Raw genomic sequence first — 23,930 nt, 5'->3', positions numbered from 1 at the left:
CTCACCGGGCCGGCCTGAGCGTTTCCGCGGCGGCGATGGCCGCCAGCACCGCTGCCGCCTTGTTCCTGGTCTCCTGGTCCTCGGCGGCCGGATCGGAATCGGCCACCACACCGGCACCGGCCTGCACGTACGCCCGGCCGGCGCGGATCAGCGCGGTCCGGATCGCGATGGCCATGTCGAGATCGCCGGCGAAGCCGAAGTACCCGACCGTGCCGCCGTACAGGCCCCGACGGACCGGCTCCAACTCCTCGATGATCTCCATGGCCCGCACCTTCGGCGCGCCGGAGAGGGTGCCCGCCGGGAAGGTCGCGGCCAGCGCGTCGAAGGCGGTGCGGTCCGCCCGGAGAGTGCCGACCACCGTGGAGACGATGTGCATCACGTGGCTGTACCGCTCGATGGTGGCGAACTCCGGCACCTCGACAGTGCCGGGCCGGCACACCCGCCCCAGATCGTTACGCCCCAGGTCGACAAGCATCACGTGCTCGGCCCGCTCCTTCGGATCGGCGAGCAGTTCGGCGGCGAGCCGGGCGTCGGCGTCCGGGGTCGCGCCGCGCGGGCGGGTGCCGGCGATCGGATGCAGCAACGCCCGTCGCTCGCCGTCCACCTCACCAGTCACCTTGAGATGCGCCTCGGGCGACGAACCGACGATGTCGAAGTCGTCGAAGCGCAGCAGGTACATGTAGGGGCTGGGGTTCGTGGTGCGCAGCACCCGGTAGACGTCCAACGGGTCGGCGTCGGTGTCCCGCTCGAACCGCTGGGCGAGCACGATCTGGAAACACTCGCCGGCCCGGATCGCCTCCTTCGCCGCCTCCACCGCCTTCGGGTACCCGCCCTCCGGGGTACGGCTGCGCACCTCGCCGGCCGGCGGGCGGGCGACCGTGGCGACCATCGGCGGGATGGGCCGCGACAGCGCCGTGGTCATCGCGTCCAGCCGGCCCACCGCGTGGTGGTAGGCGGCGTTGACCCGCTCGTCACGGCCCGGCTCGTCCAGCGGCGGCAGGATGGCGTTGGCGACCAGGATCGCCGAACCGTCGAAGTGGTCGAGCACCACCAGGTCGGCGGCGAGCATCATGCCCAGCTCAGGCAGGCGCAGATCGTCCTCGGTGATCGCGGGCAGCCGTTCGAAACGGCGGATCAGGTCGTAGCCGAGATAGCCGACCATGCCGCCGGTCAACGGCGGCGTCCCGTCACCCGGCGCGCCGGACGGGCCGGCCAGTGCCGCCACCGTCGCGCGGAGCACCTCGACCGGGTCCCCCGTGGTCGGCAACCCGACCGGTGGCACGCCGAGCCAGGCGGCGGTGCCGTCGCGTTCGACCAGGGTGGCGCTGCTGCGCACCCCGACGAAGGAATACCGGGCCCAGGCCAGCCCGGACGAGCCGACCCCCTGTTCGGCGGACTCCAGCAGAAACGTCCCAGGGCCACCGGCGAGCTTGCGGTAGACGCCGACCGGAGTCTCCGCGTCGGCGAGCAGCCGACGGGTGACCGGCACCACCCGCCACCGGGCGGCCAACTCGGTGAAGGTGGCCGCGTCCGGGCTCACCCGACCGTCGCTCCGCTCGCTCACGAGGCCACCTGGCCGGTGACCGGGAGTTCGGTGAAGAAGCAGGTGCGCTGCCCGGTGTGGCAGGCGGCACCGACCTGATCGACGCTTACCAGCACCGCGTCGCCGTCGCAGTCGAGTGCCACGGAACGGACGTACTGGTGGTGGCCGGAGGTGGCGCCCTTGACCCAGTACTCGCGGCGGCTGCGGGACCAGTAGGTGGCCCGACCTGTGGTCAGCGTGCGGTGCAGGGCCTCGTCGTCCATCCAGGCCATCATCAGCACCTCACCGCTGTCGTGCTGACGGACCACGGCGGCGACCAGGCCGTCGGGGGTACGGCGCAGGCGGCCGGCGATCTCCGGGTCGAGCCGCGACGGCCACTGCGAACCGCCCGGCGGCTCCGGCTGGTCAGGGTGGGCGCCGGTCACCGGCGCGTCAGGTACGGGCACAGTGACCCATTGTCCCGCACGCGGCGCGGGTACCCCAGCGGGCTCCCGGCTGACGGACGGCGTGCCGCCACCGGGGCGGCCCAACTGGGCCACGTAGCGATCCAGGCGACCGTCCAGCAGGGCGTCGGAGAAGTCCGGCCCGGCCGCCTGGGTCACCTCGGCGGCGTACCGGCGGATCAGCGGCAGGGTGCCGGTCACCAGCCGGGCCGCCGCCGCCCACACCTGGCCGATCGAGCCGGGCCGCAGACCGAGACAGCGCAGCATGTCCTCGCGGTAGCCGGCGGGTGCCACCGGCAGGTCGAGCGCGGCGGCGAAGGCCGACCGCCGGGAGACCACCCGTACCGACGGGTTCGCCAGCCGCAGCACCGACGGACAGAGCCGGGCCAGGTCGGCGGCGGCCAGCCGGGCGCCAAGCGAATCCTCGTCGTCCCGGGCCGCGGCGACCTTGCCGAGCGTGGCGATCAGTTCCTCAAGTCGTGGCTCGTCCGCCGGCTGGCAGAGCACCGGCAGGTCGATGCGGTGCCGCCAGTACGGGTCGGCCCAGAGCAGCCGGGTGGGGGCCGTCACCGGCAGCCCGAACGCCCAGTCGGCCGGTTCGCCGAGCCGGCTCACCCAGGAGCGGATGTCCCGGGCCGCCACTGACACGTGGGTCAGCCGGCCGGAGTGCTCGGCGAGGTACGCCTGACGGGCCGCGTACGGAGCGCCACCGAGCAGCACGTCGAGGTCGACGTCGCTGTGCGCGGTGGCGGCCCGGCGGGCGTGGCTACCGCGCAGCAGGATGCCCACCACGGGCCGGTCAGCGCGCTCCCGCAGCCGTGCGGCCCAGTCGTCGAAGAATCCACTGTCCGGTGACGGAGCGTGATCCACTGCGCCATCGTGCCGCACGCCCGATCGGGGCGCAATGACCGGTGACGGACCTGCCGTCCGATCTGTGTTTCGCTGACCGTGCTATAGCAGTTGCTGCCCCAGAGGGGGTTTCGTCGGATTCCACGCATCGGTCAGTCGAGCTCGCCCAGCTCCGCCCGCCGGTAATGGTCGATCTTGAAGTCGAGCACCTTGAGGTCCTCCTCCAACTCGGCCATCCGGTGCAGCACCCGGACCCGGTGCTCCTCGAACAGTGCCCGACGGGCACCGAGTGTGCCGTCACCCTGTCGGGCCAGCTCGACGTAGCGACGCATGTCGCGCACCGGCATGCCGGTGCGCCGCAGCCGGGTCAACAGCAGCAACCAGTCGACGTCCTGCCTGGTGTAGCGACGCCGGCCGGCGGAGTCCCGGCCCACCGGGGCCACCAGCCCCTCCTGCTCGTACCACCGCAAGGTGTGGGTGGTCAGGCCCACCTGGTGGGCCGCCTCGCTGACGGTGAAGGTCGGCTCCCGCGTACCGATGTCCATCGTTCGAGGGTCCCAGCAACAGCCGGCCCGGCGCGACCCCGGGCCGCGCCTTGCCGAACCGACGGTATTTCATCTACCGTTGATTTCATCGGACGATGAATTAGGGAGGTGGGCGATGGCGGACGCGATCGCCGTTCGGGGCCTGGTCGTGGACCGGGGCGGACGGCGGGTGCTGCACGGGATCGACGCCACGGTGCCGCGCGGCTCGGTCACCGGCCTGCTCGGGCCCAGCGGCAGCGGCAAGACCACGCTCATGCGCGCGATCGTCGGCGTGCAGGTGGTCAGCGCCGGCACGGTGACGGTGCTCGGGGCCCCGGCCGGCTCACCGCCGCTGCGCCACCGGGTCGGTTACCTGACCCAGGCGCCGAGCGTCTACGCCGACCTGACGGTGCGGGAGAACGCCCGCTACTTCGCCGCGCTGCACGGCCGTGACCGGGCTGAGGCCGACCGCGCGGTTGCCGACGTCGGGCTGGCCCCGGCCGCTGGCCAACTGGTGGGCACCCTCTCCGGCGGGCAGCGCAGCCGGGCGTCGCTGGCCTGCGCGCTTGTCGGCGAGCCTGAGCTGATCGTGCTCGACGAGCCCACCGTCGGTCAGGATCCGGTGCTGCGGGCGGACCTCTGGGCCCGGTTCCACGCCCTTGCGGCGACCGGGACGACCCTGCTGGTGTCGAGTCACGTGATGGACGAGGCCGCCCGGTGTGACCGCCTGCTGCTCATCCGCGAGGGACGGCTCATCGCCGACGACACCCCGGACGCCGTCCGGGCCACCGCCGGGGTGGACGATCTCGACGAGGCGTTCCTCCGGCTGATCAGAGCCAGTCAGTCCGACCAGTCCGGGGAGGCGTGATGAACCCGCGCATCCTGTCCGCCACCGTGGCGCGCATCCTGCGGCAGCTGCGCCACGACAGGCGAACCGTCGCGCTGCTGGTGGCGGTGCCCACCGTGCTGCTCACCCTGGTCTACTACATGTACGCCGACCAGCCCGCGCCGCCCGGGCAGCCGTCGGCCTTCGACCGGATCGCACTTGTGATGCTCGGCTTCTTCCCGTTCATCATCATGTTCCTGGTGACAAGCATCGCGATGCTGCGCGAGCGGACCACCGGCACCCTGGAACGGCTGCTCACCACCCCGCTGGGCAAGACCGACCTGCTCTTCGGGTACGGGATCGCCTTCGGGCTGGCCGGCGCGGTGCAGGCCGTCATCGCCTCGGCCGTCGCGTACTGGGTCTTCGGTCTGGAGACGGCCGGCAGCAGCGCTCTGGTCATCCTGATCGCCGCGCTGAACGCGGTGCTCGCCGTCGCGCTCGGGTTGCTGTGCAGCGCCTTCGCCCGCACCGAGTTCCAGGCCGTACAGTTCATGCCGGTCGTGGTCGCGCCGCAACTGCTGCTCTGCGGGCTGTTCGTGCCGCGCGACGAGATGGCCGGCTGGTTGCAGGCGACAAGTGACGTACTGCCCCTGTCGTACGCCGTCGAGGCCCTGCAGGAGGTCGGCGCGCACGCCGAGCCGACCGGGACGATGTGGCGCGACGTGGCCATCGTCGCCGCCGCGGCGGTGCTGGCGCTGGTGCTCGCCGCGGCCACCCTGCGCCGGCGTAGCGGCTGACGACAGCGGGCCTGTCCGGCCGCGCGGGCCGCACCCGCCGCCGGACAGGCCCAGCCGTCGGAACGGAGCGAGGGAGAGCGATGGTACGGCGTAGCGGTCGGCGACCCGGTAACCCCGGCACCCGGGACACGATCCTGGAGGCGGCCCGGTCCACCTTCGCCGAACGCGGCTTCGACGCCAGCACCATCCGGGCCATCGCCGCCGCCGCCGGGGTCGACCCGGCCCTGGTGCACCACTACTTCGGCACCAAGGAGCAGCTCTTCCTGGCCGCCATGCGGTTTCCGGTGGACCCCCGGGAACTGCTGCCGAAGGTGCTCGCCGGTGACCGTGACGGCCTCGGCGAGCGACTGGTACGCATGTTCGTCACGGTGTGGGACTCGCCGGCCGGGGCCGCCGGGGTGGCCCTGCTGCGCTCCGCGGTCAGCAGCGAGTGGACCGCCCGGCTGCTGCGCGAGTTCCTCACCACCCAGGTGCTGCGCCGGGTCCTCGACCAGCTCGACGTCGACCCGGCCGAGGTGCCGCTGCGCGGGTCGCTGGTGGCCAGCCAGCTCGTCGGGCTGGCGCTGATGCGCTACGTGATCCGGCTGGAGCCGGTCGCCTCCGTCGCGCCGGACACCCTGATCGCCACGGTCGGCCCGACCGTGCACCGCTATCTCACCGGCGACCTCGCCGGTTGACCCGGCGCAGTCCCGACGACCGCAGAGACCGGAGACCTGCGGGACGGTGGGTCAGCCCGCGCAGAACACCGGGTGCAGCAGCCGGGTCAGCTCCGCCTGGTCGGCCAGCCGTCGCCCGAAGGCGAGCCGGGCCCGTCGCCGGGCGCCCGGTCGGCCGAAGGTCACGAGCATCCCGTACCTGTCGATCCGCTCGACGCGCGGCGCGTGCTCGGCCGGACCGGCGGCCAGGCCGAGCTGCCGGCGCAGGTAGTCCGTCATCCGCTGGGCGTGGTTCTCGCCCAGGTGGGTGAGCAGCCCCGCCTCGACCGGGTGCAACGGATCCGGCTCGGCCTCCGCGTACGCCTGGGGGTCGATCCGGCGCAGGTCGCCGGCCCGGTGCCAGCGCGCCTCGGCCACCTCGAACCGGTACAGCTGGAAACGGGTGCCCACGTCGAGCAGGTCGCCGGTGGGCTCGACCGCGGCGAAGTCCACGGCGGCGGCCCGCGCCTCGTCGCCGGCCAACCGACGCGCCCAACCGGAGACCAGGGCCCGGCCGAGTGACGGCGCCCCGGCGGCGGGCGGCAGGTCGAGCACGTCGAGCACCACCGCGACGGGCCGGTCGTCGGTGCCGGGACGCAGCGCCGCCGCGAGATCGCTTACCACCGGCACCAGCAGCAGCACCCGCCCCTCGGGGTCGGTGGCGTGACGCACGTGGTGCAGACCGGGCCGGCAGGCCAGGTGGACGAGGCCGGGCAACCGACCCGCCACCAGGGTCCGGACGATCTCAGCGGGGCTGGGCCGCATGACACGACCTCCTTTGAGGTTAGGCTTACCTAACTCGGAGGGTATGGCATCGGCCCCGCGTCGTCTACCGGGTCTGCTCAAGCCACGAGGCGTAGAGCAGGCCGTACACCGAATCCGGCTCCCGGATCAGCTCGTCGTGCGAGCCACGCTGCACGACCCGCCCCCGGTCCACCACGATCACCTCGTCGGCGTTCTGCGCGGTCGAGAGCCGGTGCGCGATCGCCAGGGTGGTCCGGCCCCGGGTCACCGCGTCCAACGTCCGCTGCAACCGCACCTCGGTGGCCGGGTCCACGGCACTTGTCGCCTCGTCCAGCACCAGCAGGTCCGGGTCCGCCACGTACGCCCGGGCCAGCGCCACCAACTGGCGCTCCCCCACGCTCAGCGCCTCGCCACGCTCACCCACCCCGGTCGCCAGCCCGGCGGGCAGCCCGTCCAGCCAGTCGGCCAGACCCAGCTCGGTGAACGCGGCGGTGAGCTGCTCATCGGTCAACTCCGGACGGGCGAAGCGGACGTTGTCGGCCACCGTGGCGTCGAACAGGAAACCGTCCTGCGGAACCATCACCACCCGGGACCGCAGCGAGTCGAAACGCACGTCGGTGAGTGGCACCCCCGACAACAGCACCGCGCCGGCCGTCGGGTCCATCAGCCGGGTCACCAGCTTGGCGAAGGTGGTCTTGCCGCTACCCGTCTCGCCGACCACCGCCACCCGGCTCTTCGCCGGAATCTCCAGGCTGATGTCGTGCAGCACGGTCGGCCCGCCGGGATAGGCGAAACGCACCCCGCCGAAGCGGATGTCCAACGGCCCGGTGGGCAGCTCGCGTCCCTGCGCTCCCGGATCCGCCACATCCGGTTCGACGTCCAGCACGTCGAGCACCCGACGCCAGCCGGCTATCGCGTTCTGCGCCTCGTTGAGCACCTCGGTGGCGATCTGCACCGGCTGGATGAACAGCGTCACCAGGAACAGGAACGCGGTGACCTCACCGATGCTCAGCGTCCGGTCGGCGCCGAGGAACACCCCGAGCACCACCACCCCGGCCAACGCCAGCCCGGCGGCCAACTCACCTACCGAACTGCCGAGGATGCTGATCCGGATCGCCTTCTGCTGGGCCCGCCGCTGACCGTCGATCGCCTCGTCCAACCGTCGGGCGGTCCGCCCCGCGATGCCGTACGCCCGGATCACCGGTGCGCCGACCACGCTCTCCCCGACCGCACCCAGCAGGGCGCCGGTGCGCTGCCGGACCACGCCGTACGCCGCGGCGAGCCGTCGCTGGAGCAGCCGGATCACCAGCACCGCCGGCCCGAAGGCGGCGAAGACCACGAGCGTCAACTGCCACGAGTACGCCAACATCACGGCCGTGGTGACGGCCAACTGGCCCAGGTTGACGAGCAGGATCACCCCGCCCCACTGGAGGAACTGGGTGATCTGGTCGACATCGCTCGTCACCCGGGAGACGAGTGAACCCCGCCGCTCCGACTGCTGGTGCAGCATCGACAGGTCGTGCACGTGCCGGAAGGCGCGTACCCGCACCCCCGCCAGCGCCGTCTCGCTGACCGTGAACAGTCGACGCATCATCAGGTAACCGCAGGTCGTGGTCACCACAAGCACCGCCGCGGTGACCGACACCACCACGAACAACGCGTCCAGGTTCAGCCCGCCGGCGATGCCCCGGTCGATGCCCTGCTGCACCGCCACCGGCACGGCCACCCGGCCGACCATGTACACGAGCGCCAGGCCGAGCGTGCCGGCCAGCCCGACCCGCAGCTCCGGGGAGAGCGCCAGCCCCCGACGCAGCGTCCGCCACGTCGACTCGGCCCGCTCGGACGCCTCGTCGACCCGTACCGAGCCCACACTCACCTGTCCAACCTTCCGTTCGCGACTGCGGGGCTCGCAAGCTCACTCCTCGCGCTCACCGAATCCGCCTTCCGTTCGCGACTGCGGGGCTCGCAAGCTCACTCCTCGCGCTCACCGGTCCACCTCCAGTCCGGAGGTCATCGGGGTGACCTCGTCGTACGTGCGCTGCCGGTCAGGGTCGACCTCGGCCTGCTCGTAGGCGGTGACGAGATCGGCGTAGCCCGGCACGGTGGCCAGCAGCGCGGTGTGCGTGCCCCGCGCCACCACCCGCCCCTGCTCCAGGTAGATGACCTCGTCGGCGAGGGCGATGGTCGCCCGCCGGTAGGCCACCACCAGGATCGACGCGCCCGGACCGCCGCCGGCCGACGAGCGCAGCCCGGCCAGGATGGCGGCCTCCACCCGGGGGTCGACAGCGCTTGTCGCGTCGTCGAGCACCAGCAGGCGGGGGCGGCCCGCCAACGCCCGGGCCAGGGTGAGGCGCTGCCGCTGACCGCCGGATAGCGAGGTGCCCCGTTCGCCGACCATGGTGTCCAGCCCGTCGGGCAGCGCGGCGACGAACCCGTCGGCCTCGGCCAGCCGCAGCGCGGCCCAGACCGCCTCGTCGTCGACGCCGGGCCGGTCCAGCGAGACGTTGGCCCGCACGGTGTCGTCGAAGACGAACGGCACCTGGGCGACGAGCGCGGCGGTGCCGGCGAGCACGTCCGCGGCCAGGTCCCGGACGTCCACGCCGTCGATGCTGACCGTGCCCGAGTGCGGATCGACGAGCCGGACCGCCAGCGCGGTGACCGTGGACTTGCCGGAACCTGTCGGCCCGACCAGGGCGACAGTCTTTCCGGCTGGCACGGTGAAGGAGACCTCGCCCAGCACCTCGGCGCCGGGCAGGTGCGCCTCGGCGGGCTCGTAGGCGAACCCCACGTCGGCGAAGGTGAGCGTGGCCGGCGTCGTCACTGCCGGGTCCGGCCGGATGTCGCCGTACGGCATCTCGCCGGTGGCGTCGAGCACCCGGCGGATCCGGTCCCAGCCGGCGACGCTGCGCGGCAGTTCGGCGAGCACCCAGCCGATGGCCCGCACCGGGAAGGCCAGCACGGTGAACAGGAAGGCCACGCTCACCAGCTCGGACACCTCGATCGCGCCCTGTCGCAGCCGGTACGCACCGACCACGAGCACCGCGAGGGTGCCGAGACTGGGCAGCGTCTCCAGCATCGGGTCGAACACGCCCCGTAGCCGACCGACCGAAATCAACGCGTCCCGCAACTCGCCGGCCCGGGCCGCGAAGCGGGCGGTCTCCTGGGCCTCCCGGCCCATCGTCTTGACCACCAGGGCGCCGTCGAAGCTCTCGTGCGCGATACCGCTGACCTCGGCGCGCAGCCGCTGCGCCCGCGCCTGGCGGGGGGCCATCCGACGGGAGTACGCCACGTTGAGCGCGAACAGCGCCGGGAACACGGCCATCCCGACAAGCGCCAGCGCCCAGTCCACGGCAAACAGCGACGCCACGGCACCGATGAGCATCACGAGCGTGCCCACCGCGAAGGGTAGTGGCGCGATCGGCTGCCAGGCTGCCTCGACGTCGGAGTTGGCGTTTGACAGCAGCGTGCCTGTGGCGTTGCGGTGGTGCCAGGACAGCGGCAGTTCCAGGTACCGGCGGGTGACCCGGCGGCGGTAGGCGGCCTGGAGGCGGAACTGCATGTAGCCGGCACCGAGCCGTCGGCCGAAGATGCCGACCACCCGCAGCACGCTCAGCCCGAGCAGCGCCACGGCGGCCAGCGCCAGCGCGCCCACCGCCACCGAACCGCTCTCGACGGCCGGCACCACCACCTCACCGACCACCGCGCCGACCACGAACGCGCTGGCGACCACCATCAGGCCGAACAGCACGCTGCCGGTCACGGCGACCGCGAAGATCCTCGGTTGTTCCCGGATGGCCCGCCCGAGGACGGTCAGCCCACGACCGAGCACGTCCCGACTAGTCCCGCTCGCCACATTCTCCCCCGCCGTAAGCCGCCATAATCCTCCCTCATCCTTACCGCTACGCGCCCGGTACGCCGACCCGCGGCAATATGTCCGACGTCACCAGCGGGCCGGATCGCCCCGCTCGCCCCGCTCGGGACGCGACCTCGTCCGCACCGGCCTACGATCACTGTCATGCCGCGGTACGCCCGATCGGAGCGCGAGGCGCTCACCGAGCTGATGTCCACCCTGGGCCCCGACGCCCCGACCCTCAACGAGGGTTGGACGACCCGTGACCTCGCCGCACACCTGGTGGTCCGGGAGCGCCGCCCGGACGCCGCGACAGGCATCTTCCTGCCACCGCTGAGCGGGTACGCCGAACGGGTCCGGCGCCAGGTCGCCGCCCTCGACTGGACCGAGCTGCTCGGCCAGGTGCGCCGTCCTCCGCTGTGGAGCCCGGTGAGCAACCCGGTCACCGACGAGCTGGCCAACACGCTCGAGTTCTTCATCCATCACGAGGACGTCCGGCGGGCCCGGGCCGGCTGGCAGCCCCGCGAGTTGCCGGTGGGGTTGGAGCGGGCGCTGTGGCGACGGGTGTCGGCCCTCGGCCGGCTGGCCCTGCGCCGCTTTCCCGCCCAGCTGCTGGTCCAGGCTCCCCACCACGGCGAGGTGGCCACCGGCCGTGGCGGCGAACCGCTGCGGCTGGTCGGCACGCCCGGCGAGCTGGCCTTGTTCCTGTCCGGCCGGCAGCGCGCGGCGCGGGTGCAACTCGACGGCACCCCGGCGTCAGCCGACCGGCTCCGCGCCGCCAACCTGGGCTTCTAACCGTCTGTGCGGAACCGGTCACGGGGAAATCCGAAACGTTACTCGGTTCATCGACCGGCCACCATCGGTGCTCCCGTACGCTGACGCGCGCCGCCTCGTGGGGGGGCGGCGACAGGGAGCGCGATGCGAAGCTTTGTGGTCTCGGCCCTGCGCGAGCCCCCGTTCACCGGAGTCCGGCACGATGACACCGAGCGCGTGGCCCGGGAGAGCGCCGACTGGGCGCAGGAGCTTGGCCTGATCAGTAACGGGCAACGGCTACATCGGGCGGATGCCGCGGGTCTCGCGGGACGGGCCTGCCCGCAGGCCCCGCTGGAACGCCTACGCCTGCTCACCGACCTGATCTCCTGGCTCTTCGTCATGGACGACGCCTGCGACGAGGACGGACTGGGCGCCGAGCCGACCCGGCTCGCGCCGACCGTGGCCGCGCTGCTGGACGTGCTGGACCGCCAGGGCGCGTCGGGCCCGGTGCCGCCCGGCCCCGCCGGGACGCTGGCGCTCGGCCTGGCCGACCTGTGCCAGCGGGTACGCGGCCACCGACGTCCGGCGGTGCTGCTGCGGTTCGTCGCCGGGATGCGCGAGTACCTGCTCGCGTTGCTGTGGGAGGCGGCGAACCGGGAACACGAACGGGTCCCGTCGGTCGACGAGTACGTCCAGATGCGCCGGCACACGGGTGCCGTGTACCCCAGTCTGACCCTGACCGACCTGGCCCTGGACGGCTTTCCGCCGGCCGTACGCCGGGCCGACCCCGGCTGGGCCGCCCTGGAGATGCTCGCCGCCGACCTGATCTGCTGGTGCAACGACGTCTTCTCCTACCGCAAGGAGCACCACGGCGGGCCGGACGCGCACAACCTGATCACGGTCCTGACCAGGGAGACCGGCGACGAGTCGGTGGCGTTGCGGGTCGCCGCCGACCGGTTCAACGACCGACTCGGCGCGTACCTGGCGGCCGAGAGCAAGCTGCTGGCGAGCCACGGCGAGGCGGTACGCCCGGCGCTGGACACCCGGCGGAACTGGATCCGGGCCACCTACGACTGGTCACGGTCCGCAGCGCGCTACACCTGAGCCGAAGGTGCCATTTACCGGGAACGGGCTGGTCGATGATCGTCAGGGCTAGCCGACGCCCGGGGACAGGCAATACCCTTCGGTAACGAACACCGACCGTGACGACCGTCACGCCTCCACCCCCGAAGGCGGCTACAGCGATGGCTCTCGATGTACCGTACAGCTCCATTCCTGACATGTTCCTCAAGCGCGTGGCGGCGACCCCCGACCGCCACGCTTTCGCCCACCCCGGCTCGGCCGGACCGGTCTGGCTGACCTGGGAACAGGTCTCCCAGCGGGCCAAGGCGATCGCCGCCGGCCTGCACGGCCTGGGCGTCGGTCAGGAGGACCGGGTCGCGATCCTGGCGAACACCCGGCTCGAATGGGTGATCGCCGACTTCGGCATCATGTGCGCCAGCGGCGCCACGACCACGGTCTACCCGACCACGGAGCCCGAGGACGCCACCTACATCATCTCCGACTCCGGTTCCAAGGTGTTGTTCGCGGAGAACCCGGACCAGGCGGCGAAGATCGCCGGAGCTCAACTGCCCGCGTTGACCCACGTCGTCCTCTTCGACGGTGCCCCCGACCCGGCCGCGGCCGTGCCCCAACTGACCCTCGCCCAACTGGAGGAGCAGGGGGCCCAGCGGCTCGCCGAGGACCCGGAGCTGATCGAGCGCCTGGTCGCCGACATCGGCCCGGACCACCTGGCCACGCTGATCTACACCTCCGGCACCACCGGCCGTCCCAAGGGCGTCGAGCTGCTGCACGGCGGCTGGTGCTGGGAGGGCGTGGCCCAGGAGGCGGTCGGGTTGCTCCGCGAGGACGATCTGCAGTACCTCTGGTTGCCGTTGTCCCACTCGTTCGGCAAGACGCTGCTCTGCGGCGCCACCCACGTCGGCCTGCCCACGTACGTGGACGGCCGGGTCGACAAGCTCGTCGAACTGCTCTCGGTGGTGCGCCCGACGCTGATGTGCGGCGCGCCCCGGGTCTACGAGAAGGTCTACAACAAGTCGGTCACGACCGCGCAGGACGCCGGCGGGGCGAAGGCCAAGATCTTCGCCTGGGCGGTCGGCGTCGGCAAGGAGAAGGTCGCCCTGGAGCAGGCCGGCAAGCCGGTGCCGGGCGGGCTGAAGCTCAAGTACACGGTGGCGGAGAAGCTGGTCTTCAGCAAGCTCCAGGCCCGGCTCGGTGGCCGGATCCGGGTGCTGGTCTCCGGCGCCGCCCCGCTCAGCCCGGAGATCGCCACCTTCTTCGCCGCGGCGAACCTGCCGATCTCCGAGGGCTACGGGCTCACCGAGAGCAGCGCCGGCAACTTCGTCAACCCGCCCGACGGGCTGCGGATCGGCACCGTCGGCAAGGCCATGGGCGACCTCGAGTGCCGGATCGACACCGACGGCGAGATCCTGATCAAGGGCCGGCCGGTGATGCGCGGCTACCACAACCTGCCCGAGGAGACCGCCGCCGCCTTCACCGAGGACGGCTTCTTCCGTACCGGCGACATCGGCAGCCTCGACGACGACGGTTACCTGCGCATCACCGACCGCAAGAAGGACCTGGTCAAGACCTCAGGCGGCAAGTACGTCGCACCGTCGCACATCGAGGGCATGTTCAAGGCCACCTGCCCGTACACCTCGCAGGCAGTGGTGATCGGCCAGGCCCGCAACTACTGCACGATGCTCGTGACGCTGGACCCGGACGCCATCACCGGCTGGGCCGCCGGCACCCCGCTGGAGGGTCGCCCGTACGCCGAGATCGTCGCCTCGCCCGAGGCCCAGGCCATGGTGGAGGAGTACGTCGCCCAGCTCAACCAGAAGCTGAACCGCTGGGAGACCATCAAGAAGGTCACCATCCTGCCGCGTGACCTGACCATCGAGGACGGCGAGATCACGCCGTCGCTGAAGATCAAGCGTCGTGGCGTGGAGAACAACTTCTCCGACGAGATCGACAAGATGTACGTCGGCACCGTCGCCGAGATCTGACAGCCTCACCGCTTCGGCCCCGCACCCGTCCCTCCCCCGGGTGCGGGGCCGATCCGTGTCGTGCCACGGGCAGCGGCGAGGCACCTGCTCAGGCGATGACGCTCGGCTCCCGCCAGCGGGGCTGCCCCGCCCGGTCCAGGTCGTAGCGGACCGCCGCGATCCGCCCGACGGCCTCGACCAGGTCGGCGACGGGCAGGGTGAACGGCAACCGCAGGAAACGCTCGAGCGTGCCGTCCAGGCCGAAGCGCGGCCCGGGCGCCAGCCGTACGCCCACCTCCTCGGCGGCCCGCGCCAGCGCGCTGGAGATCGGGCCGTCCAGCTCGGCCCAGAGCGTCACGCCGCCACGCGGCATGGTGACCCGCCACTCGGGCAGCCGGGCGGCCAGCGCGCCGAGCAACGCGTCCCGCTGCACGGCCAACTGTGCCCGCCGGGCGGCCACGATTGCCGGCGCGACGTCCAGCAGGTGCACCGCGACCAGCTGGTCCAGCACCGGGCTGGACATGTCGACGCCCACCCGGGCCGCGGCCAGCCGCTGCACCTGCGGCGCCGAGCTGCGGATCCAGCCGATCCGCAGCCCACCCCAGAACGGTTTGCTCATGCCGCCGATGCTCACCACCCGGGAGTGCCTGTCGAAGCTGGCCGTCGGCGGCGGCAGGTCGGTCCCGTCCAGCGGCAGGTCGACGAACGACTCGTCGATGACGAGATCGGTGCCGACCGCGTGCGCGGTGGCCACCAGCCGCTCCCGCAGCTCCGCCGGCATCAGGTGCCCGGTCGGGTTCTGGAAGTCGGGGATCAGGTACCCGACCCGGGGGCGCACCTGCCGCAGGGTGCCCAGCAGCAGGTCCGCGTCCCACCCGTCGGCATCGGCGGCCAGGCCGTGCGTGGTGATCCGGGCCCGGCGGGCGGCGAGCGCCGCGAGCGCGTTTGGGTAGCTCGGCGACTCGACGAGCACCCCGCCACCCGGGGCGAGGGCCAGCCGCAGCACCAGGTCCAGGGCGTGCTGCGTGCCGTTGGTGACCATGATCTGGTCGGGCGAGGTGGGTAGGCCCCGCTCGGTGTACCGCTGGGCGACAGCCTCCCTCAGCTCGATGATCCCGATCGGGTGGTACCCGGCGCCGTTGAGATAGCGGGGCAGGTCCTCCGCCGCCGCGCGGGCCGCCGGCAGCAGTTCAGGCGGGGCCGCCAGCGCCGCCACCCCGAGGTCGAGCATGTCCCGGTCGTCCAGCGGGATCCAGAGTCCGTTGGGCGCCACCCGATGCGTCCCCGGCAGCATCGTCCAGCTTCCGGCGCCTCGGCGGCTGGCCAGATGCCCGCTGTCGCGCAGCTCGCGGTAGGCGGCCGTGACCGTGGTGCGGCTGATCCGCAGCGCCTCGGCCAGGTCCCGTTCGGCAGGTAGGCGCACGCCGAGAGGTAGCCGCCCATCGGCGAGCAGACCGCGCACCGCGCCGGCCAGGGCCGCGTAGTCGGGGCTACGTCGCCGACCGGGCAGGGCGTGCCACTGCCCGAGCAGCCGGGCCAATTGGACCCCGCGCACCTGACTCACCATGGCCACTCTCCCCATATTGGCTCTATCGGGAGCATAATTGGCACCTACAGTGGCATGCGTGGCAATGATTGGCAACCTCGAGCACCGGCCGGTCCGACGGCTGACGCACCTTTTCGTCGGCCTCGTCCTCTACGGCTCCAGCATGGCGCTGATGATCCGGTCCGGGCTCGGGCTGAACCCGTGGGGTGTCTTCCACCAGGGGTTGTCCCGGCTCACCGGCCTGAGCATGGGCACCGTGGTCATCGCGGTGGGCGCGCTCGTGCTACTGGCCTGGATCCCGCTGCGCCAACGTCCCGGCCTCGGCACCGTCGCCAACGTCGTGGTGATCGGCCTGGCGGTCGACGCGACCCTGGCCCTGCTGCCACCCGGGGGGCCACTGCCGCTGCGGATCGTCCTGCTGGTCACCGGGATCGTCGGCAACGGCGCGGCCACCGCGCTCTACCTCGGCGCCCGACTCGGACCGGGCCCCCGGGACGGGCTGATGACCGGCCTGGTCGCCCGCCACCCCGGCCGGTCGCTCCGCCTGGTCCGCACCGTCATCGAGATCGGCGTGCTGGCCGTGGGAGCGGTGCTCGGCGGTACCGTCGGCATCGGCACCATCGCCTACGCGCTGAGCATCGGGCCGCTGGCCCAGCTCTTCCTACCGCTGTTCGACGTCGCCGAACCGAACCCCCCGGCACCGGAACGGATCACGCCGGCCCCGGCCACCTGACGACCACCCAGCGCCACCGACCCATACCGGATCCGGTGCGCCCCGTCCAGCCGCATCGACTGTCGGCATTCATGACGCCACTCACTGTCGCAGTGCGACGATCGGTGTTTTCCTGAAGCCGGGTCTCCCGGCAGAATCTCCGCATGGGGGACAACGCCTGGCGTCGCACCGACGCATGGATCTTCGTATCGCTGGTGATCGCCAGCGGCGCCGGACGCCACCGACGGTCCACGACCACCCGCCGCCCCGAGGGGGTACGCCTCGCCGACGTGCTCTCCACGGCCGACCATCTCGACCAGAGCATTCCCGAGCGGCACGACATCGAGGAGGCGATCCGCCGGTTGCTCGGTGCCGGGCTGGTCGACGTCTCCGACGGCTGGTTCCGGCTCACCCCCGACGGCGAGCACCTGTGGCGCTCGCGACCCAGCGCCGGGCTGGCCACCACCGTCGACACGGTGCAGGGCGTGCTCAGTCGCCGACACGCGCCAGGCACCGCGGACTGGCACCTCGACGAGCAGGAGCACGCCGCCGCCGTGCAGGAGTACCTGGTCCGGTTCATCCCGATGCCCCGACGCTCGCCCGAGGGGCACTCCGGCCGCGGCTGAACGCCGCACCGGTCGGCCTCGACCGGACCCACAGGTGGCAGCGCCCCCGCTGGCCTCAGCGGACGGGGTGACCGGCGCCGCGCAGCACGTCCTTGACCTCCGCCACGGTCAGCTCCCCGAAGTGGAACACGCTGGCCGCGAGCACCGCGTCCGCGCCGGCACCGATCGCCGGAGGGAAGTGGGCCGCCGCACCCGCACCGCCGCTGGCCACCACCGGAACGTCGACGACCCGGCGGACCGCGCCGATGAGTTCGAGATCGAAGCCGGCCTTCGTGCCGTCGGCGTCCATCGAGTTGAGCAGGATCTCGCCGGCCCCCAGCTCCGCACCGCGCCGCGCCCACTGCACGGCGTCCAGCCCGGTGCCGCGCCGGCCGCCGTGGGTGGTCACCTCGAAGCCGCTGGGGGTGGTGCCGACAGGTGCCCGCCGCACGTCGAGCGAGAGCACCAGCACCTGCCGGCCGAACCGCTCCGCGATCTCCGCGAGCAGCTCCGGCCGGGCGATCGCTGCCGTGTTCACCCCGATCTTGTCGGCACCGGCGCGTAGCAGGGTGTCCACGTCCGCCACCGTCCGCACCCCACCGCCGACGGTAAGCGGGATGAAGACCGACTCAGCGGTACGCCGGACCACGTCGAGCATCGTGCCCCGGTCACTGCTGGAGGCGGTGACGTCGAGGAAGGTCAACTCGTCGGCGCCCGCCCGGTCGTACGCGGCGGCCAGTTCCACAGGATCGCCCGCGTCCCGCAGGTCGACGAAGTTGACGCCCTTGACCACCCGTCCGGCGTCCACGTCGAGACAGGGGATCACCCGCACCGCCACCGTCATGGGACGAGCCTATCGCCGCCCGGACGACCTGCGCCGACCCGACCACCTCGACGGGGTGCGCCGCCGGTCACAGGCGCACCAGCATCTTGCCGAGGTTCTCCCCCCGAAGCAGGCCGAGGAAAGCCGCCGGGGCGTTCTCCAGCCCGTCGACGATCGTCTCGTCGTAGGACAGCGTGCCCTCCCGCAGCCAGCCGGAGACCTCCCGGACGAACTCATCCCGCAGGTGGTTGTGATCGCTGACCAGGAAACCGCGCAGGGTCAGCCGCTTGCCGATGACCTGCGCCAGGTTGCGCGGCGCGGCCGGCGCCTCGGTGTCGTTGTACTGCGCGATCATGCCGCAGATCGCCGCCCGACCGTGCAGGTTCATCGACGCGATCGCCGCCTCCAGATGCTCGCCGCCGACGTTGTCGAAGTAGACGTCGACGCCGTCCGGGGCGGCGGCCCGCAGGCTGTCCCGTACCGGGCCGTCGTGGTAGTCGAACGCGGCGTCGAAGCCGAGCGCCAGCAGTCGCTCGACCTTCGCCGCCGACCCGGCGCTGCCGACCACCCGGCCCGCACCGCGCAGCCGGGCGATCTGGCCGACCATGCTGCCGACCGCGCCGGCCGCGCCGGAGACGAAGACCGTCTCGCCCTCGCGCATCGCGGCCACCTCCAGCAGCCCGGCGTACGCGGTCAACCCGGTCATGCCGAGCACACCGAGGTACGCGGTCACCGGCGCGAGACCCGGCTCGACCTTCCGGGCGGCCTTCGCCTCGACGAGCGCGTAGTCCCGCCAGCCGAGGCCGTGCAGCACGATGTCGCCCGGGGCGAACCCGTCGACCTCGCCGCCGACCACCTCACCCACCGCCCCGCCGTCCAACGGTGCGTCCAGGGCGAACGGCGGTACGTAGGACCGCATGTCGTTCATCCGCCCACGCATGTACGGGTCCACCGACATGTACTTGTTGCGCACCAGCAGCTGCCCCGGGCCCGGCGTGGGCACCTCGGCGGTGACGAGCCGGAAATTGTCCTCGGTGGGCCAGCCCTGCGGACGCGAGGCCAGCTGAATCTCACGGTTGGTGGGCACGGGAGTGTCCTTCCTCTGCCGTCGGGACGATGACGCGGCCGGACCGGAGCCGGATCACGGGTTGGCGAGGACCGCCAGGGCCTCGGCCACGGTGAACGCCTCCGCGTAGAGCGCCTTGCCGGCGATGACCCCCTCCACCCCCACCGACTCCAGGGTGGCCAACGCCCGCAGGTCGTCCAGGGTGGAGACACCACCGGACGCGATCACCGGAGCGTCGGTACGGGCGCACACCTCGCGCAGCAGGTCCAGGTTCGGCCCCCGCATGGTGCCGTCCTTGGTGATGTCGGTGACCACGTACCGCGAGGCGCCCGCCTTGTCGAGCCGCTCCAACACCTCGTACAGGTCGCCGCCGTCGCGGGTCCAGCCCCGGGCCGCCAGGGTCCGACCGCGCACGTCGAGCCCGATCGCGACCCGGTCGCCGTACTCCGCGCAGATCCGGTCGCACCACTGCGGATCCTCGAGCGCGGCAGTGCCGATGTTCACCCGCTCGGCGCCGGTGGCCAACGCCGCGCGCAGCGAGGCGTCGTCCCGGATGCCGCCGGACAGTTCCACCCGGACGTCGAGGCGGCGGACCACCTCGGCGAGCAGCTCGGCGTTGCTGCCCCGACCGAACGCGGCATCGAGGTCGACCAGGTGGAGCCACTCGGCACCGTCCCGCTGCCACGCCAGCGCGGCCTCCAGCGGGTCGCCGTAGGCGGTCTCGCTGCCGGCGGCGCCCTGCACGAGGCGGACGGCCTGGCCGTCGACGACATCCACGGCGGGCAACAGGGTGAGGCTCATGTGACGTGTCCCTCTCGCATGGTCAACGACGGTCCAGGGCGATCACCACGATCACCGGCAGGACGAGTAGCAACAGCAGGATCAGCCCGACGCGCAACGCCAGGTCGGGCACGAGCACCCAGATGAGGGTGATCGCGGCCAGGGTGAGCGCCACGATGGCGGCCCGCTCGCCCCGGGAGTATCGGGGCAGTCGGCCCGTCCGGCCCCGGCGCACCGTCGGCACCACCCGGCGGACCAGCGCCCGACGACGTGCCCGGCGGGCGGTGGCGCGCTCGCGCAGCACCCGCTGCCGGGCCGCCTCGGCCTCGCGGGCCGCCCGACGCTGGGCCCGTTCCCTGCTCACCATCGCTCCCTACGGGGGGCACCCACCGGCTCAGCCACCGGCGGGCACCGTGGCCAGCCAGTTGCGCAGCAACGCGGCGCCGGTGTCGGCGGACTTCTCGGGGTGGAACTGGGCGGCCGACAACGCGCCTCGCTCCACCGCCGCGACGAAGTCACAGTCATGGTGGGCGGTGGTCACCCGCGCCCCGGACGCGGTGAGCGCGGCGGCGTCGCCGACGGCGTACGAGTGGACGAAGTAGAACCGGCTGTCGGCCGGCAGCCCGGCGAAGAGCGTCGAGCCGACAGGTGCCTGCACGGTGTTCCAGCCCATGTGCGGCAGCCGGGCGGCGGCGAGCCGGGTGACCGTGCCGGGCAGCAGGCCCAGCCCCTTGGTGACCACCCCGTGCTCGTCGCCGGACTCGAAGAGGATCTGCATACCCACGCAGATGCCCAGCACCGGACGGCCCGCAGCGACCCGCCCGGCGATCACCGGACCCGCGCCGATCGCCTCGATGCCGGCCACGCAGGCGGCGAAGGCCCCGACTCCGGGAACCACCAGACCGTCGGCGTCGGCGGCGGCGGCGAGATCACCGGTGACCAGCACGTCGGCTCCGGCCGCGGCCAGCGCCCGCTCGGCGGAGCGCAGGTTGCCGGAGCCGTAGTCGAGCACCACCACCCGTCGCCGCCCACCGGGCCGGGCCCCGCCGCCGGCACGGCCGGTCATGACCCGTCTCCCGGCAGCAGCCAGAGCACGCCCGCGACGGTGGCCAGCACGGCCAGCAACGCGGTAACGACCACCGCGCCCCGCGGCGCCCCCTGCCGGTGCAGCGACAGCGCCCCACCGACGAGCACGCCGGCCAGGATCAGCAGCAGGGTGGGCAGGATGCCGCTCATCGGCGACACCTCCGCCGCCCCGTACCCCGGCCCGTCACAACGCCCCCTTGGTGCTGGGAATCGCCCCGCCGGCCGTCGGGTCCACGGCGGTGGCCTCGCGCAGCGCCCGGGACACCGCCTTGAACTGCGCCTCGACCACGTGGTGGGCGTCCGGATTGCCACCCGGCCGGGCCGCCCGCAGCACGTCCACGTGCAGGGTGATCCGGGCCGCCTGGCCGAACGACTCCCAGATGTGCCGGGTCATGCTTGTCGGGTACACCGGGCCGATGTACGGCGCCAGGGGCGGTTCGTCGTGCACCACGTACGGCCGGCCGGAGAGGTCGACGGCCGCCCGGACCAGCACCTCGTCCATCGGCACGGTGGCCGAACCGTACCGGCGGATGCCCGCCTTGTCGCCCAGCGCCTGGTCGAACGCGGCACCGAGGGCCAGCGCGGTGTCCTCCATCGTGTGGTGCGCGTCGATCTCCAGGTCACCGACGGTACGCACGGTCAGGTCGAAACCACCGTGCCGGGCGATCTGGTGCAGCATGTGGTCGTAGAAACCGACCCCGGTGCTGATCTCGGCCACTCCGGTGCCGTCGAGGTCGACCTCGACCAGGACCTTGGTCTCCTTGGTGATCCGCTCCACCCGGGCGGTCCGGCTCATGATGTGCCTTTCGTCGGTCGCGGCTGCGGGGCGATGGAAGCCTCGCGTCGAGTGCTGTCCAGGGCGGCGAGGAAGGCGTCGGTCTCGGCGCGGGTGCCCGCGGTGACCCGAAGCCAGCCGGGCAGGCCCACGTCGCGTACCAGCACGCCGTGCGCCAGCAGCGCCCGCCAGGCGACCGCCTGGTCGCCACCCACCTCGTACAACACGAAATTCGCGTCGCTGTCGGCGACCCGTAGGCCACGGCGGCGCAGCTCGGTGACGATGCGGTCGCGCTGTTCGGCGACCTCGGCGACCGTGCCGAGCAGGGCGTCGCGATGCGCCAGCGCGGCCCGCGCGGCGGCCTGGGTGAGCGCGGAGAGGTGGTACGGCAGCCGGACCAGCTGCACCGCCGCCACCACCGCCGGATCGGCGGCGAGGTAGCCCAGCCGGCCACCGGCGAACCCGAACGCCTTGCTCATCGTCCGGGTCACCACCAGCCGTGGGTGCCCGGGCAGCACCGCCAGGGCGCTGACCGTGCCCGGCCGGGCGAACTCCGCGTACGCCTCGTCGACCACCACCATGCCGGGCGCCACGTCGAGCACCGCGGCGATCACCGCGGGGTCGAGCGCGGTGCCTGTGGGATTGTTCGGCGAGCAGAGGAAGACCACGTCCGGCCGGTGCTCGCGAACCTGCGCGACCGCCTCGTCGGCGGTCAGCGCGAAGTCGGCCCCCCGGCGGGCCGGCTCCCACCGGGTGCCGGTGCCGAGCGCCAGCAGCGGGTGCATCGAGTACGCCGGGGTGAACCCGAGCGCGCTGCGTCCCGGCCCGGCGAATGCCTGGAGCAGCTGCTGCTGGACCTCGTTGGAGCCGTTGGCCGCCCACACCCCGTCGACGGTGAGCCCGTGGCCGAGATACCCGGCCAGGTCGGCCCGCAACGCCACCGCGTCCCGGTCGGGGTAGCGGTTGAGGTCGCGCAGCTCCGCGGCGAGGGCCTTGCCGATCGCCTCGGCCACCGCCTCCGGCAGCGGGTGGGAGTTCTCGTTCGTGTTCAACCGCACCGGCACGTCCAGCTGCGGCGCGCCGTACGGCGACAGCCCCCGCAGCTCGTCACGGATCGGCAGGTCGGCCAACCCGATCATGGGGTGGCCCCGAACCGGGCGGTGACCGCCTGGCCGTGCGCCGGCAGGTCCTCCACGTTCGCCAGCGTCACCACGTGGCCGGCGACCTCCCGCAGCGCCTGCTCGGTGTACTCCACCACGTGCACGCCGCGCAGGAACGACTGCACCGACAGCCCGGACGAGTGCCGGGCGCACCCCCCGGTGGGCAGCACGTGGTTGGAGCCGGCGCAGTAGTCGCCGAGCGACACCGGCGAGTACGCGCCCACGAATACCGCACCGGCGTTGCGTACCCGCATCGCCCACTGACGGGCGTCGACGGTCTGGATCTCCAGGTGCTCCGCCGCGTACGCGTCGACCACCCGCAGCCCCGCCGCCAGGTCGTCGACAAGGACCACACCACTCTGCTCGCCGCCCAACGCGGTGCCGACCCGCTCGGCGTGCTTGGTAGCCGGCACCAGTCGGGCCAGTTCCCGGTCCACCGCGTCGGCCAGCGCGACCGACGGGGTGACAAGCACGCTGGCCGCGAGGGGGTCGTGCTCGGCCTGGCTGATCAGGTCGGCGGCGACGTGCACCGGGTCGGCGGTGTCGTCGGCCAGGATCGCGATCTCGGTCGGGCCGGCCTCCGCGTCGATGCCGACCACCCCGCGCAGCAGCCGCTTAGCGGCGGTGACCCAGATGTTGCCCGGGCCGGTGATCATGTCGACCGGGGCGCAGTGCGCGCTGCCGGCGGCGTCGACGGCGCAGCCGTACGCCAGCATCGCCACCGCCTGGGCACCGCCGACGGCGTACACCTCGTCGACACCGAGCAACGCGCAGGCGGCGAGCACCCGGGCGTCGGGCAGGCCGCCGTTGTCCTTCTGCGGCGGGCTGGCCACCACCAGCGACCGGACGCCTGCCGCCTGGGCGGGCACCACGTTCATCACCACTGTCGACGGGTACATCGCCAGCCCACCGGGCACGTAGAGACCGACCCGGTCGACCGGGATCCACCGCTCGGTGACAGTGCCGCCCGGCACCACCTGGGTGGTGTGGTCGACCCGTCGTTGATCGGCGTGCACCCGCCGGGCCCGGGCGATCGACTCCAGCAACGCCGCCCGGACCTGGCCGTCCAGCGTGCCCTCCGCCGCCGCGATGGCCGCCGCGGGCACCCGCAGCGTCTCCGGGGCGACCCCGTCGAACCGCTCACTGGCCTCGCGGACCGCCGGATATCCATGCTCGCGCACCGCCGCGACGATCGGGCGGATGCGCTCGACCGCCACCGAGACGTCGAGCTGGGCGCGAGGCAGCAGGTGGCGCGGGTCACGCGCGCCACCGCGCAGGTCGATCCGGTTCAACACGCCTGCGAGTCTAG

At 72.8% G+C, this 23,930-nt stretch carries 24 protein-coding genes and 1 pseudogene; 8 read left to right on the top strand and 17 right to left on the bottom strand.

Features of this window, described 5'->3' with window-relative positions:
• Position 1: 1 nt before the first annotated feature.
• The 4 genes and pseudogenes from Van01_RS28485 to Van01_RS28475 all read right to left on the bottom strand — a co-directional run bounded on the left by Van01_RS28485 (position 2) and on the right by Van01_RS28475 (position 3,380).
• A complete protein-coding gene (locus Van01_RS28485) occupies positions 2-1,564 on the bottom strand; it encodes an anthranilate synthase component I (RefSeq protein WP_204014052.1) in 1,563 nt (520 codons plus the stop codon).
• A complete protein-coding gene (gene hisI, locus Van01_RS33310; RefSeq protein ID WP_239099363.1) occupies positions 1,561-1,989 on the bottom strand; it encodes a phosphoribosyl-AMP cyclohydrolase in 429 nt (142 codons plus the stop codon). Before hisI ends, Van01_RS28485 begins: the two co-directional genes overlap by 4 nt.
• A gap of 186 nt (positions 1,990-2,175) precedes the next feature.
• Positions 2,176-2,493: pseudogene (locus Van01_RS33305) on the bottom strand (phosphoribosyl-AMP cyclohydrolase); the annotation flags it as partial.
• 494 nt (positions 2,494-2,987) lie between these two features.
• Complete coding sequence (locus tag Van01_RS28475; protein ID WP_204014046.1) at positions 2,988-3,380, bottom strand: MerR family transcriptional regulator; 393 nt, start codon at positions 3,378-3,380, stop codon at positions 2,988-2,990.
• 115 nt (positions 3,381-3,495) lie between these two features.
• Here Van01_RS28475 and Van01_RS28470 point away from each other — a divergent pair, with 115 nt between their 5' ends.
• From Van01_RS28470 to Van01_RS28460, 3 genes are all read left to right on the top strand, one after another.
• Positions 3,496-4,227 (top strand): ABC transporter ATP-binding protein, encoded by a 732-nt coding sequence (locus Van01_RS28470; RefSeq protein ID WP_204014042.1) that lies wholly within the window; start codon positions 3,496-3,498, stop codon positions 4,225-4,227.
• The gene (locus tag Van01_RS28465) at positions 4,227-4,982 is read left to right on the top strand and encodes an ABC transporter permease (RefSeq protein ID WP_204014038.1); all 756 of its coding nucleotides are present in this window, start codon (positions 4,227-4,229) and stop codon (positions 4,980-4,982) included. Before Van01_RS28470 ends, Van01_RS28465 begins: the two co-directional genes overlap by 1 nt.
• An 80-nt stretch (positions 4,983-5,062) precedes the next feature.
• Entirely contained in the window at positions 5,063-5,659 is a 597-nt protein-coding gene (locus tag Van01_RS28460) for a TetR/AcrR family transcriptional regulator (protein WP_204014035.1), read from the top strand.
• 51 nt (positions 5,660-5,710) lie between these two features.
• On the opposite strand, the gene Van01_RS28455 is transcribed toward Van01_RS28460, so the two are convergent.
• From Van01_RS28455 to Van01_RS28445, 3 genes are all read right to left on the bottom strand, one after another.
• Positions 5,711-6,442: a DUF2470 domain-containing protein gene (locus Van01_RS28455; protein ID WP_204014032.1), complete on the bottom strand. Its 732-nt coding sequence runs from the start codon at positions 6,440-6,442 to the stop codon at positions 5,711-5,713.
• A 64-nt stretch (positions 6,443-6,506) separates the two neighbouring features.
• Complete coding sequence (locus Van01_RS28450) at positions 6,507-8,291, bottom strand: ABC transporter ATP-binding protein (protein WP_204014065.1); 1,785 nt, start codon at positions 8,289-8,291, stop codon at positions 6,507-6,509.
• A 114-nt stretch (positions 8,292-8,405) separates the two neighbouring features.
• On the bottom strand, positions 8,406-10,274 hold the full coding sequence (locus tag Van01_RS28445; protein WP_204014029.1) for an ABC transporter ATP-binding protein: 1,869 nt from the start codon (positions 10,272-10,274) through the stop codon (positions 8,406-8,408).
• Between the two features lie 162 nt (positions 10,275-10,436).
• Here Van01_RS28445 and Van01_RS28440 point away from each other — a divergent pair, with 162 nt between their 5' ends.
• From Van01_RS28440 to Van01_RS28430, 3 genes are all read left to right on the top strand, one after another.
• Positions 10,437-11,066, top strand: coding sequence for a TIGR03085 family metal-binding protein (locus Van01_RS28440; protein WP_204014026.1), 630 nt, complete (start codon positions 10,437-10,439; stop codon positions 11,064-11,066).
• 123 nt (positions 11,067-11,189) lie between these two features.
• Positions 11,190-12,128, top strand: a complete 939-nt coding sequence (locus tag Van01_RS28435) for a terpene synthase family protein (protein ID WP_204014023.1) — start codon at positions 11,190-11,192, stop codon at positions 12,126-12,128.
• A gap of 140 nt (positions 12,129-12,268) precedes the next feature.
• Positions 12,269-14,089, top strand: coding sequence for an AMP-dependent synthetase/ligase (locus tag Van01_RS28430; RefSeq protein ID WP_204014020.1), 1,821 nt, complete (start codon positions 12,269-12,271; stop codon positions 14,087-14,089).
• A gap of 88 nt (positions 14,090-14,177) precedes the next feature.
• Here Van01_RS28430 and yczR read toward each other — a convergent pair whose 3' ends face one another.
• Positions 14,178-15,635, bottom strand: coding sequence for a MocR-like transcription factor YczR (gene yczR, locus Van01_RS28425; RefSeq protein WP_204014017.1), 1,458 nt, complete (start codon positions 15,633-15,635; stop codon positions 14,178-14,180).
• A 58-nt stretch (positions 15,636-15,693) separates the two neighbouring features.
• Here yczR and yczE point away from each other — a divergent pair, with 58 nt between their 5' ends.
• Both yczE and Van01_RS28415 read left to right on the top strand, forming a co-directional pair.
• Positions 15,694-16,347, top strand: coding sequence for a membrane protein YczE (gene yczE / locus Van01_RS28420; RefSeq protein ID WP_204014014.1), 654 nt, complete (start codon positions 15,694-15,696; stop codon positions 16,345-16,347).
• A gap of 143 nt (positions 16,348-16,490) precedes the next feature.
• Positions 16,491-16,952: a hypothetical protein gene (locus Van01_RS28415; RefSeq protein ID WP_099844738.1), complete on the top strand. Its 462-nt coding sequence runs from the start codon at positions 16,491-16,493 to the stop codon at positions 16,950-16,952.
• 55 nt (positions 16,953-17,007) lie between these two features.
• Here the strand turns inward: Van01_RS28415 and hisF are convergent, their stop codons facing one another.
• From hisF to hisD, 9 genes are all read right to left on the bottom strand, one after another.
• Complete coding sequence (gene hisF / locus Van01_RS28410) at positions 17,008-17,775, bottom strand: imidazole glycerol phosphate synthase subunit HisF (protein ID WP_099844737.1); 768 nt, start codon at positions 17,773-17,775, stop codon at positions 17,008-17,010.
• Between the two features lie 67 nt (positions 17,776-17,842).
• A complete protein-coding gene (locus Van01_RS28405; RefSeq protein WP_204014011.1) occupies positions 17,843-18,841 on the bottom strand; it encodes an NADP-dependent oxidoreductase in 999 nt (332 codons plus the stop codon).
• A gap of 54 nt (positions 18,842-18,895) precedes the next feature.
• The gene (gene priA, locus Van01_RS28400; RefSeq protein ID WP_204014008.1) at positions 18,896-19,621 is read right to left on the bottom strand and encodes a bifunctional 1-(5-phosphoribosyl)-5-((5-phosphoribosylamino)methylideneamino)imidazole-4-carboxamide isomerase/phosphoribosylanthranilate isomerase PriA; all 726 of its coding nucleotides are present in this window, start codon (positions 19,619-19,621) and stop codon (positions 18,896-18,898) included.
• A 22-nt stretch (positions 19,622-19,643) separates the two neighbouring features.
• Complete coding sequence (locus tag Van01_RS28395) at positions 19,644-19,964, bottom strand: hypothetical protein (RefSeq protein ID WP_099851021.1); 321 nt, start codon at positions 19,962-19,964, stop codon at positions 19,644-19,646.
• A gap of 30 nt (positions 19,965-19,994) precedes the next feature.
• On the bottom strand, positions 19,995-20,666 hold the full coding sequence (gene hisH, locus Van01_RS28390; RefSeq protein WP_204014005.1) for an imidazole glycerol phosphate synthase subunit HisH: 672 nt from the start codon (positions 20,664-20,666) through the stop codon (positions 19,995-19,997).
• Positions 20,663-20,836, bottom strand: a complete 174-nt coding sequence (locus Van01_RS28385; protein WP_204014001.1) for a CG2302 family histidine operon protein — start codon at positions 20,834-20,836, stop codon at positions 20,663-20,665. The genes hisH and Van01_RS28385 overlap by 4 nt, the downstream gene beginning before the upstream one ends.
• A gap of 34 nt (positions 20,837-20,870) precedes the next feature.
• On the bottom strand, positions 20,871-21,482 hold the full coding sequence (hisB, locus tag Van01_RS28380) for an imidazoleglycerol-phosphate dehydratase HisB (RefSeq protein ID WP_155219117.1): 612 nt from the start codon (positions 21,480-21,482) through the stop codon (positions 20,871-20,873).
• A complete protein-coding gene (locus tag Van01_RS28375; RefSeq protein WP_204013999.1) occupies positions 21,479-22,600 on the bottom strand; it encodes a histidinol-phosphate transaminase in 1,122 nt (373 codons plus the stop codon). Before Van01_RS28375 ends, hisB begins: the two co-directional genes overlap by 4 nt.
• Positions 22,597-23,916, bottom strand: a complete 1,320-nt coding sequence (gene hisD / locus Van01_RS28370) for a histidinol dehydrogenase (protein ID WP_204013997.1) — start codon at positions 23,914-23,916, stop codon at positions 22,597-22,599. Before hisD ends, Van01_RS28375 begins: the two co-directional genes overlap by 4 nt.
• Positions 23,917-23,930: the final 14 nt, after the last annotated feature.

It is taken from the genome of Micromonospora andamanensis (assembly GCF_016863495.1).
Taxonomy (GTDB): Bacteria; Actinomycetota; Actinomycetes; order Mycobacteriales; family Micromonosporaceae; genus Micromonospora; species Micromonospora andamanensis.
The sequence above is the reverse complement of the archived record's forward strand: the minus strand, read 5'-3'. Positions and strand labels throughout refer to the sequence as shown.

Bases quoted from the DNA above. Each gene is read 5' to 3' on its own strand.
- Van01_RS28455 (WP_204014032.1), bottom strand. From the start codon at position 6,442: ATGCGGCCCAGCCCCGCTGAGATCGTCCGGACCCTGGTGGCGGGTCGG.
- Van01_RS28470 (WP_204014042.1), top strand. From the start codon at position 3,496: ATGGCGGACGCGATCGCCGTTCGGGGCCTGGTCGTGGACCGGGGCGGA.
- Van01_RS28415 (WP_099844738.1), top strand. From the start codon at position 16,491: ATGGGGGACAACGCCTGGCGTCGCACCGACGCATGGATCTTCGTATCG.
- Van01_RS28375 (WP_204013999.1), bottom strand. From the start codon at position 22,600: ATGATCGGGTTGGCCGACCTGCCGATCCGTGACGAGCTGCGGGGGCTG.
- Van01_RS28440 (WP_204014026.1), top strand. From the start codon at position 10,437: ATGCCGCGGTACGCCCGATCGGAGCGCGAGGCGCTCACCGAGCTGATG.
- hisF (WP_099844737.1), bottom strand. From the start codon at position 17,775: ATGACGGTGGCGGTGCGGGTGATCCCCTGTCTCGACGTGGACGCCGGA.
- Van01_RS28385 (WP_204014001.1), bottom strand. From the start codon at position 20,836: ATGAGCGGCATCCTGCCCACCCTGCTGCTGATCCTGGCCGGCGTGCTC.
- Van01_RS28475 (WP_204014046.1), bottom strand. From the start codon at position 3,380: ATGGACATCGGTACGCGGGAGCCGACCTTCACCGTCAGCGAGGCGGCC.
- Van01_RS28435 (WP_204014023.1), top strand. From the start codon at position 11,190: ATGCGAAGCTTTGTGGTCTCGGCCCTGCGCGAGCCCCCGTTCACCGGA.
- priA (WP_204014008.1), bottom strand. From the start codon at position 19,621: ATGAGCCTCACCCTGTTGCCCGCCGTGGATGTCGTCGACGGCCAGGCC.
- yczR (WP_204014017.1), bottom strand. From the start codon at position 15,635: ATGGTGAGTCAGGTGCGCGGGGTCCAATTGGCCCGGCTGCTCGGGCAG.
- hisH (WP_204014005.1), bottom strand. From the start codon at position 20,666: ATGACCGGCCGTGCCGGCGGCGGGGCCCGGCCCGGTGGGCGGCGACGG.
- Van01_RS28430 (WP_204014020.1), top strand. From the start codon at position 12,269: ATGGCTCTCGATGTACCGTACAGCTCCATTCCTGACATGTTCCTCAAG.
- Van01_RS28460 (WP_204014035.1), top strand. From the start codon at position 5,063: ATGGTACGGCGTAGCGGTCGGCGACCCGGTAACCCCGGCACCCGGGAC.
- hisB (WP_155219117.1), bottom strand. From the start codon at position 21,482: ATGAGCCGGACCGCCCGGGTGGAGCGGATCACCAAGGAGACCAAGGTC.
- Van01_RS28465 (WP_204014038.1), top strand. From the start codon at position 4,227: ATGAACCCGCGCATCCTGTCCGCCACCGTGGCGCGCATCCTGCGGCAG.